This is a genomic window from Amycolatopsis sp. NPDC026612, assembly GCF_040638285.1.
GTDB lineage: Bacteria > Actinomycetota > Actinomycetes > Mycobacteriales > Pseudonocardiaceae > Amycolatopsis.
Genome location: NZ_JBEZYB010000036.1, coordinates 69,873 through 79,189, shown reverse-complemented (window position 1 = coordinate 79,189; position 9,317 = coordinate 69,873). Strand labels below are relative to the sequence as shown.

Here is a 9,317-nt window from a genome sequence, read left to right as displayed (position 1 = left end):
TGGCCTTGGGTGCGTTCAACGCACCCAAGGCCACATTGGGACGCATGAGCGAGCACGCGCCAACTGAGCTTGATGTTCTCTTGAGTTGACGTCCTGTTGGGTTTTTGCAACAGTATGCCCATGAGTCCGGTCAGACGCGGCAAAGAGCTGCCGATCTACAACCGGCTGCCCGTGCTCCGTGCAGAGCGCGGGATGAGCAGGGCCGCGCTCGCACTCGCCGTCGAGGTCAACCCGCAGACCATCGGCGCGCTCGAGCGGGGCGACCACTACCCGAGCCTGGACCTGGCGTTCCGGATCTGCGCGGTGTTCGACCTGCCGGTCGAAGCGGTGTTCAGCCGCGAGCCGTTCACGCCACTGTCCACCCAGGTCTACCGCGAGGGGGGAGCATGACCGAGCAGCCGGGCCGCCTCGCGGCGTACTGGGAACGCCAGCTCGACAGGCTGGAGGAAAGCGAACGGAACCGAGCCCGGCGGCTGCCGGGCTGGCGCACCAGGAAGCACCGCCGGACGCTCGTCGTCGTCCTGGTCCTCGCCGATCTGGTCATGATCGCCGGTGCGACGCGGTTCAAGGTCGCGCCGGAATGGGTCTTCGCGGCGTTCTGGCTGAGCGGGCTGGTCGCCGGCGGCTTCGCGTTCCTGACCCTGCGCGTCCTGACCGGGCGGATGAGCGGCAGCTTTTCGCGCCAGCTGGACGAACGCGAGCGCGAGTGGCGCCACCGCGTCACCTACATCGGCTACCAGGCGCTCAGCTATCTGATGGTGATCGCGTTGCTGTACGGCCTGTTCATCGCCGGCACCGAAAACGGCGGCGTCCGCGCCGCGATGATGCTGTCCGCGCTGCTGGTCACCGGCACCACCATCCCGGCCATCGTGCTGGGCTGGTCGCTGCCGGACGACGACCCCGAGGACTTCGAGGAGGGGATGGGGAATGCCTGAGGGGACACTGGAGATCGACCGGATCTCCAAGCGCTACGGCGCCAAGGTCGCGCTGGACGGCGTCTCGTTCGACGTCCGCGCCGGCGAGCTGTTCGGCTTCGTCGGCAGCAACGGCGCCGGCAAGACGACCACGATGCGGATCGCACTGGGGGTGCTCGCCGCCGACGGTGGCGAGGTCCGCTTCGACGGCGCGAAGGTCACGCACGAAACCCGCACGCACATCGGCTACATGCCGGAAGAACGCGGGCTGTACCCGAAGATGAAGGTGCTCGACCAGCTGGTCTACCTCGCCGAGCTGCACGGGCTGAGCGCGAACGAGGCCCACCACAACGCGGAGAACTGGATCACCCGGCTCGGGCTGGCCGACCGCCGCAAGGACGAGGTGCAGAAGCTGAGCCTCGGCAACCAGCAGCGCGTCCAGCTGGCCGCCGCGCTGGTGCACGACCCCGCGGTGCTGGTGCTCGACGAGCCGTTCTCCGGCCTCGACCCCCTCGCCGTCGACGTGATGAGCGGGGTCCTGCGGGAGAAGGCCGCGGCGGGGGTGCCGGTGGTGTTCTCCAGCCACCAGCTCGACCTCGTCGAGCGGCTGTGCGACCGGGTCGGGATCATCCGCGGCGGCCGCATGGTCGCGGTGGGCACGGTCGCCGAACTGACCGCGGGCGCCCGCAGCAAGCTCGTCGTGACGGCTCCGGCCGCGCAGCCCGGCTGGGCGGCGGGCCTGCCCGGCGTGCGGGTGCTGGAGCAGCACGGCACCACCACGGTGCTCGACCTCGAGCCGGGCGCGGACGACCAGACCGTGCTCGCCGCCGCGCTGGCGACCGGGCCGGTCACCGAGTTCAGCCGCCGTCGCCGCTCGCTCACCGAGCTCTTCCGCGATGCCGTGTCCGACGGCGCCGCATCCGACGAGGGGGAACCGCGATGAAGACGCTGAGTGGCCGCCGGGCCGTCTGGCTCGTGATGAAGCGCGAACTGAACACCCGGCTGCGCACGAGGTCGTTCGTGGTCGGCACCGCGGTGCTGCTGGTGCTGCTGCTGGGGTACGTGCTGTTCCAGACCGCGCTGGCCGGTTCGTCGGACAAGAGCACGATCGGGCTGACCGGCCAGGCGATCGGGATCGCCCGGCAGCTGCAGACCGAGGCCGCGCTTTCCGGCCGGGAGATCACCACGGTCGTCGTCACCGACCCGGCGGAGGGCCGCAAGAAGGTCGAGAACGGCGACTTCGACGCGCTCGTCTCGGGCAGCGCGGCGCAGCTGACCGCCACCTACCAGTCCTCTTTGGACGAACAGCTGCGCCGGGTGCTCGACCAGGTCGCCCAGCAGCAGGTGCTCGACGGCGTGCTGTCGTCCGCGCAGCTGGAACCCGCCCAGGTGATGGCCCGTGTCAACGGCACCCACGTGCAGGACGACGCCCTCTCGCCGCAGCCCGCCGACCACACGCAACGGCTGGTCGTCGGCCTGATCGTGGCGGTGCTGCTGTACATGAGCATCATCACCTACGGGATGATGGTCGCCCAGGGCGTCGTCGAGGAGAAGTCGAGCCGGGTCGTGGAAATCCTGCTCGCGAGCGTACGGCCGTGGCAGCTGTTGCTGGGCAAGGTGATCGGGCTCGGCCTGGTCGGCCTGACCCAGCTGGCCATCCTGGGCGTGGTCGGGCTGGGAGCCGCCTCGGCGACCGGGGCGTTCACCCTGTCCGGCTTCGCGGCGAGCGCGGTGCTGTGGGGCCTGCTCTGGTACCTGCTGGGCTTCCTGCTGTACGCCACGATCTACGGCGCGCTGGGGTCGCTGGTCTCGCGGCAGGAAGACACCCAGTCGGTGGTGGGCCCGCTCAACATCATCCTGGTCGTCGGGTTCATCGCCGGGTTCAACCTGCTGGTCCAGAACCCCGCGAGTTCGGCGACGAGGATCGTCTCCCTGATCCCCCTGCTGTCGCCGATCCTCATGCCGGCCCGCATTTCGACCGGCGCGGCGGCGGGCTGGGAGATCGGCCTGTCACTGGCGCTGACCGTCGCGCTGGTCGCGCTGCTCACCTGGCTGGGCGGAAAGATCTACGGCAACAGCGTGCTGCGGATCGGCAGCCGCATCAAGCTGTCCGAGGCCCTGCGTGGCTGAGGTGCGGACGGCGGGGCCCGGCGACGTGAGCGGGATCCAGCGGTTCGGCGAAGCACACGTCCGGGCCCACTACACCCCGCTGATCGGCGCGGCCGCCGCCGACGCGCAGGTCCGCGACTGGTGGAACGAGACGCACCTCGGCGCGGCCGTGGCGGCCGGGCTCGTGGTCGTCGCCGAGGCCGGCGGGCAGCTCATCGGCGTCGGGCAACGCGGCCGCCGCGGGGCCGACCACGTGGTCTACAAGCTCTACATCGACCCCAGCCAGCGTGGCCGCGGGCTCGGCCCGCGGCTGCTCGGCGCCTTGGTCACGCAACTGCCCGCCGGCACCGGACGGCTGTACATCGAACACTTCGCGGCCAACGAGCGGGCCGGCGCGTTCTACGAGCGCGAAGGCTTCACCGTCGAACGGATCGTGCCGAGCCCCACCGGCGATCCCGCACTCGCGGTCGTCTGGCGCGTCAAGTTCCTCACGAGGTGATCTTTCCGTACCGCTCCAACGAGACCTGGCGCTCGTGGGCGTGGTCGACCATGGGTTCCGGGTAGTCCGCGGGGCGGTCCTTCAGCTTGTGCACCGCCTTCCCATCGACGGAACGCAGCTCCGGCACGTACTTACGCACGTAGTCCCCGTTCGGATCGAACTTCTCCCCCTGGGTCGTCGGGTTGAAGATGCGGAAGTACGGCGCCGCGTCGGTGCCGCAGCCCGCGACCCACTGCCAGTTCAGCTGGTTCGACGCCAGGTCGGCGTCCACGAGGTGCCGCATGAAGTGCCGGGCGCCCAGCCACCACGGCAGGTGCAGGTCCTTCACCAGGAAGCTCGCGACGACCATCCGCACCCGGTTGTGCATCCAGCCTTCCGCGAGCAGCTGCCGCATCCCGGCGTCGACGATCGGGAAGCCCGTCCGGCCTGCGCACCACTGCTGGAAGGCCTCGCGGTCGTCGTCGTACCGCATCCCGTCGAAGCGCCGGTCGTAGTTCGCGCGCGCCGTTTCCGGGCGGTGCCACAGGACGTCGGCGTGGAACTCGCGCCAGCACAGCTCGCTCCGCAGCGACTTCGCGCCGGGGCGGTCGTCGCCGTCGAGGTCGGCCAGCAGGGTCCGGGGGTGGACGCACCCCCAGCGCAGGTACGGCGAAAGCCGCGTGGTGCCGTCCCGGTCCGGCCGGTCGCGGTCGGTGTCGTAGGTTTCGATGCCGTCGCGCAGGAATTCGTGCCAGACGTCGAGCGCGGCCTGCTCGCCGGGTTCGGGCAGCGTCGCGGAAACCTGCGGCGCCATCGGGATCTTCAGCGACCGCGGTGGTTCGAACCAGTCCACAAGGGACGGTCCGGTGTCGGCGGGAGCACGCCACCCGTGCGCCGTCCACTCCCGGAAGAACGGCGTGAAGACGCGGTACGGGCTGCCGTCCGGCTTGGTGACGCGCCCCGGCGTCACGGCGTACGGAGAACCCGTCTCGACCCACTCGATGTTGTTCTCCGCCAACGCCTTCGCGACTTCGGCGTCCCGGCGGCGGCCGTACGGGCCGGTGTCGGCGCTGACGTGCACGGCGGCCGCGCCGATCTTCTTCGCCGCCTTCACGACCTCGGCCGCCGGCTCGCCGTGCACCAGCATCAGCCGGCCGCCGAGCTGCTCGTTCAGCCGTTCGAGGCAGCCGTAGAGGAAGGCCGTCCGCGGGGCGCCACCCGGCTTGAGAAGGGCCTCGTCGAGGACGTAGAGCGCGAGCACGTGCTTGCTGTGGCGGGACGCCTCCAGCAGCGCGGCGTGGTCGCCCAGCCGCAGGTCACGCCGGAACCACAGCACGACGGGCGCTTCTCTGGTCACGACGCCCAACGATAAACGCCCCGCCGTGCGGGTGCACGACGGGGCGGTCATCGATCAGCTGAACGAATCAGCGCTCCGACATCGGGGTGTAGTCCCGCGAAGCGTGGCCGGTGTAGATCTGCCGCGGACGGCCGATCTTGGTGGCCGGGTCGTTGATCATCTCGCGCCAGTGCGCGATCCAGCCCGGGAGCCGGCCCAGCGCGAACAGCACCGTGAAGAACTTCGTCGGGAAGCCCAGCGCCCGGTAGATCAGGCCGGTGTAGAAGTCCACGTTCGGGTACAGCTTGCGCTCGATGAAGTAGTCGTCCGAAAGGGCGGTCTCTTCGAGCTTCTTGGCGATCTCCAGCAGCTGGTCGCCGCCCTTGAGCTTGCCGAGGATCTCGTCGGCGGTGTTCTTGATGATCTTCGCGCGCGGGTCGTAGTTCTTGTAGACCCGGTGCCCGAAGCCCATCAGCTTCACGCCCTTTTCCTTGTTCTTCACCCGCTCCACGAACTTGGCGACGTCGCCGCCGTCGTTCTTGATGCCCTCGAGCATGTCGAGGACCGCGGCGTTCGCGCCGCCGTGCAGCGGGCCGAACAGCGCGTTGATGCCGGCCGAGATGCTCGCGAACAGGTTCGCCTCGGACGAGCCCACCAGGCGCACGGTCGAGGTCGAGCAGTTCTGCTCGTGGTCGGCGTGCAGGATGAACAGCAGGTCGAGCGCCTTCGCGACGTCCGGGTCGACCTCGTACGGCTCGGCCGGGAAGCCGAACGTCATCCGCAGGAAGTTTTCGACCAGGCCGAGCGAGTTGTCCGGGTACAGCAGCGGCTGGCCCACGGACTTCTTGTACGCGTACGCGGCCAGGGTGGGAACCTTGGCGAGCAGGCGGATCGTGGACAGCTCGACGTTCGGCTCGTCGAACGGGTCGAGCGAGTCCTGGTAGAAGGTCGACAGCGCCGACACCGCACTGGACAGGACCGGCATCGGGTGCGCGTCACGCGGGAAGCCGCTGAAGAACGCCTTCAGGTCCTCGTGCAGCAGCGTGTGGCGCTGGATCTTCCCGGTGAAGTCGGCCAGCTGGGTCTCGGTCGGCAGCTCGCCGTAGATCAGCAGGTAGGAGACCTCGACGAAGGTCGACTTCTCGGCCAGCTGCTCGATCGGGTAGCCGCGGTACCGGAGGATGCCGGCGTCACCGTCGATGTAGGCGATGGCCGACGACGCCGCGCCGGTGTTCACGAAACCCGGGTCGTAGGTGATGTACCCCGTCTGCGCCAGCAGCTTCCCCAGTTCGATCCCGGGCGCGCCCTCGACCGGGTGGACGATCTTGAACTCGTGCTCGCCACTCGGCAGGGTCAGCTTCGCGGTAGCGCCGGACTGCCCCGCAGTCGTCGCGTCGGACATGCAAGTCCCTCTCACGTTGGGCACGGGCCGGCGGCGCCTGTACGTTTCACAGGTAGCCACGTGTTCACGCGAGGAAACACTGGCGCCTCGCTGCACACCGCCCCGCTGGGGTATGAAGAATGCCCCTCTACGCTAGTCGAGAAACCCGCCTTCGCGCAGCGGTGACGTTGCTCCTGGGGGCCCCTTTGGGACCAGGTTCACACGGTGGACGCCATGTCGGCGGACGTGGGCGGTTCGGCGCCGCTGCGGGACACGGTGATCGACGCCGCTTTCGCCGCGAAGGTGAGGGCCTCCCGCCACGCGCCGGTGTCGAGGGAGGCCAGGTCGGTGGCCTCGCGGGTGTGCAGCCAGGCCAGCAGCGCGCCGTGCACGGTGTCGCCCGCGCCGATCGTGTCCACCACGGTGACTTTTCGCGACGGCACGTGGGCCAGCTCACCTGCGGCGGTGATCACCGAGAGCCCGTCGGCACCCCGGGTGAGCACCACGGCGTCCACACCGGACTCGATCCACGTCTTCGCCGCGGCGACCGGATCGGCGCCTTCGGTGAGCCACGCGGCGTCGTCGTCGGAGATCTTCAGCAAGCGCACGTCCGGCAGCCAGGACGCGAACCGCGCCCGGTAGGCGGCCGGGTCGGTGATGAGCGCCTCGCGGATGTTGGGGTCGAGCACGGTCAGCACCCCGCGGGCCGCCTCGCGCCGCAGCATCGCCTCGTACGCCGAGGCGCCGGGCTCGAGGACCATGCCCAGCGTGCCGAGTGAGAGCGCTGTCACACCTTCGCCCAGCGGACCCGGATCCGCGACCAGCCGGTCGGCGGTGCCCTCGACGTAGAAGCTGTAGCGCGCGGCGCCCTTCGCGTCGAGCGCCACGACGGCCAGCGTCGTCGGTTCGTCGCCGCGCTGCAGCAGCGACGTGTCGACGGCGGAGGCGTGCAGCCGCTCGACCATCGCTTCGCCGAAGCGGTCGGTGGACACGCGCGACAGGAACGCCGCCGGCACGCCGAGGCGGCCGGCGGCGAGCGCCACGTTGTACGGGCCCCCGCCCAGCCGGGGCAGCAGCGCGCGCAGCCCACCGTCCACAGTGGAATCCAGGGGGTCACCGGGAACCAGGTCGACCAGAGCTTCTCCGCCTACGACGATCACACGCGGAGTTTAATGGAGTTCCGGCTGACAATTCCTGTCCGCTATTTGTTCAGGCCCCCGAGCAGCAGTTCCCCCAAAGCGGTGAACGCCTCGGCGTCGGACACCTCGGTCCGCCGGCCGAGGACGCCGGTTTGGATGCCTTCGATGATCAGCCCGGTCATCTCGGCCACCAGCCGGGCGTGGACCTCGCGGAACACCCCGTCGGCGACACCCTTGTCGATGAACTGCCGGAGCCGTTTCGCGGCGAACCCGCTGTTGAGCTGGTAGGTGTCGCGCGCCGGGCCGAACTCGGCGAGGTCCCGCATGAAGCCGGCGGACGCCCGGTCGAGGTGCTCGGCGACGCCGGCCAGGTACTCCCCGATCAGCTTGGGGGCGTCGTCGATCCCGGCGATGCGCTCCTCGATCCGCTCCGCGGCGCCCCGGAAGAACTGGGTGACGACCCGGACGGCGAGCTGCTCCTTGCTGGGCGCGAGCGCGTAGAGCGTCGACTTCGAGCAGCGCAGGCGGCCGGCGAGGTCGTCCAGCGTGAAGGCGGCGAAGCCCTCGGCCAGGAAGAGCGCCTCGAGTTCGGCGAGCAGGGCGCGCTGGCGGGCGGTCGGCCGTCGGGGGGTTCCGGGGCGCATCGGCTCACTATCTCCTACGTCTTCCGGCCACCCCAGGCCTGGCGTACTGTACTCTAAACGAACCCACAGTACTGTTTTCAGTACTGTGTCAGCCCAGGTCTTCGCCCCGGGCCGGGGGCTCCGCCACCCGGAACCCCCAAAAGACGCGGTTTTGGAGGACAACGATGCCCGCCGAACGCCTGCTGCCGGACTCGGACGCCGAGGCCCTGGTCGCGCTGACCAGGGAGATCGCGCGCGACGAACTGGCGCCCCGCGCGGCGGCGGCCGAGGAAGCCGGGCAGTTCCCCCGCGAGCAGTTCCGCCTGCTCGGCAAGGCCGGGCTGCTGGGCCTGCCGTACGCGGAGCGCTGGGGCGGCGGCGCCGTGCCGTACGAGGTCTACCTGCAGGTCCTGGAGGAGATCTCGACGGCGTGGATGACGGTCGGCGTCGGGCTGTCGGTGCACACGATGTCCTGCTACGCGCTGTCGGAGTACGGCACCGACGAGCAGCGCGACCAGTGGCTGCCGGACATGCTCGAAGGCTCGCTCTTGGGCGCGTACGCGCTGTCGGAGACGCAGGCGGGTTCGGACGCGGCGGCACTCTCGACGCGCGCGCGTCTCGACGGCTCGGACTACGTCGTGAACGGCACCAAGGCGTGGATCACCCACGCGGGCGTCGCGGACTTCTACACGACGATGGTCCGCACGGGCCCGGACGAGATCTCCTGCCTGCTGGTGGACTCGTCGACGCCGGGGCTCTCGGCGGCCGCACGTGAACGCAAGATGGGCCTGACGGGCTCGCCGACCGCCCAGCTGATCTTCGAGAACGCCCGCGTGCCTTCCTCGCGGCTGCTGGGTTCCCCGGGTGCCGGGCTCCGCATCGCGCTGTCGTCGCTGAGCTCCGGCCGGCTCGGGATCGCGGCGTGCGCGGTGGGCCTGGCGCAGGCGGCGCTGGACGAAGCGGTGGCGTACGCGAAGGGGCGCTCGCAGTTCGGCCGCCCGATCATCGACTTCCAGGGGATCGAGTTCCTGCTGGCCGACATGGCGGCGACGGTGGAGGCATCCCGGGCGCTGTACCTCGACGCGGCCCGCCGGCGCGACCGCGGGATGCCGTTCAAGCGGCAGGCATCGATCGCCAAGCTGGTGGCCACCGACGGCGCGATGAAGGTGACGACGGACGCGGTCCAGGTGCTCGGCGGGGCCGGGTACACGCGCGACTTCCCGGTGGAGCGGTACATGCGTGAGGCGAAGGTGCCGCAGATCTTCGAAGGGACGAACCAGATCCAGCGGGTGGTCATCGCGCGGGAGCTGAAGAACGCGTAGCCGGTCGAGGGAACA

10 protein-coding genes are annotated in these 9,317 nt (G+C 70.0%); 6 read left to right on the top strand and 4 right to left on the bottom strand.

Features of this window, described 5'->3' with window-relative positions; all coding sequences use genetic code 11:
• Nucleotides 1-120: 120 nt before the first annotated feature.
• From AB0F15_RS28085 to AB0F15_RS28065, 5 genes are read left to right on the top strand one after another with little or no spacing between them, the layout of a single operon-like run.
• The gene (locus AB0F15_RS28085) at nucleotides 121-390 is read left to right on the top strand and encodes a helix-turn-helix transcriptional regulator (protein WP_360276361.1); all 270 of its coding nucleotides are present in this window, start codon (nucleotides 121-123) and stop codon (nucleotides 388-390) included.
• Complete coding sequence (locus tag AB0F15_RS28080; protein ID WP_360276359.1) at nucleotides 387-935, top strand: DUF6498-containing protein; 549 nt, start codon at nucleotides 387-389, stop codon at nucleotides 933-935. Before AB0F15_RS28085 ends, AB0F15_RS28080 begins: the two co-directional genes overlap by 4 nt.
• On the top strand, nucleotides 928-1,857 hold the full coding sequence (locus AB0F15_RS28075) for an ATP-binding cassette domain-containing protein (protein WP_360276356.1): 930 nt from the start codon (nucleotides 928-930) through the stop codon (nucleotides 1,855-1,857). Before AB0F15_RS28080 ends, AB0F15_RS28075 begins: the two co-directional genes overlap by 8 nt.
• A complete protein-coding gene (locus tag AB0F15_RS28070) occupies nucleotides 1,854-3,044 on the top strand; it encodes an ABC transporter permease (RefSeq protein WP_360276353.1) in 1,191 nt (396 codons plus the stop codon). Before AB0F15_RS28075 ends, AB0F15_RS28070 begins: the two co-directional genes overlap by 4 nt.
• Nucleotides 3,037-3,522, top strand: a complete 486-nt coding sequence (locus AB0F15_RS28065; protein ID WP_360276350.1) for a GNAT family N-acetyltransferase — start codon at nucleotides 3,037-3,039, stop codon at nucleotides 3,520-3,522. The genes AB0F15_RS28070 and AB0F15_RS28065 overlap by 8 nt, the downstream gene beginning before the upstream one ends.
• On the opposite strand, the gene AB0F15_RS28060 is transcribed toward AB0F15_RS28065, so the two are convergent.
• The 4 genes from AB0F15_RS28060 to AB0F15_RS28045 all read right to left on the bottom strand — a co-directional run bounded on the left by AB0F15_RS28060 (nucleotide 3,512) and on the right by AB0F15_RS28045 (nucleotide 8,001).
• Nucleotides 3,512-4,858 carry a deoxyribodipyrimidine photo-lyase gene (locus AB0F15_RS28060; RefSeq protein ID WP_360276348.1) on the bottom strand — a complete coding sequence of 449 codons (1,347 nt, stop codon included), beginning with the start codon at nucleotides 4,856-4,858 and terminating at the stop codon, nucleotides 3,512-3,514. The genes AB0F15_RS28065 and AB0F15_RS28060 overlap by 11 nt on opposite strands.
• A 67-nt stretch (nucleotides 4,859-4,925) precedes the next feature.
• Nucleotides 4,926-6,239 carry a citrate synthase gene (locus AB0F15_RS28055; protein ID WP_360276345.1) on the bottom strand — a complete coding sequence of 438 codons (1,314 nt, stop codon included), beginning with the start codon at nucleotides 6,237-6,239 and terminating at the stop codon, nucleotides 4,926-4,928.
• A gap of 197 nt (nucleotides 6,240-6,436) precedes the next feature.
• The gene (locus tag AB0F15_RS28050; protein WP_360276342.1) at nucleotides 6,437-7,378 is read right to left on the bottom strand and encodes a carbohydrate kinase; all 942 of its coding nucleotides are present in this window, start codon (nucleotides 7,376-7,378) and stop codon (nucleotides 6,437-6,439) included.
• Between the two features lie 41 nt (nucleotides 7,379-7,419).
• Entirely contained in the window at nucleotides 7,420-8,001 is a 582-nt protein-coding gene (locus tag AB0F15_RS28045; RefSeq protein ID WP_360276339.1) for a TetR/AcrR family transcriptional regulator, read from the bottom strand.
• 164 nt (nucleotides 8,002-8,165) lie between these two features.
• Between AB0F15_RS28045 and AB0F15_RS28040 the strand changes: the two genes are divergently transcribed.
• A complete protein-coding gene (locus AB0F15_RS28040; protein ID WP_360276336.1) occupies nucleotides 8,166-9,302 on the top strand; it encodes an acyl-CoA dehydrogenase family protein in 1,137 nt (378 codons plus the stop codon).
• Nucleotides 9,303-9,317: the final 15 nt, after the last annotated feature.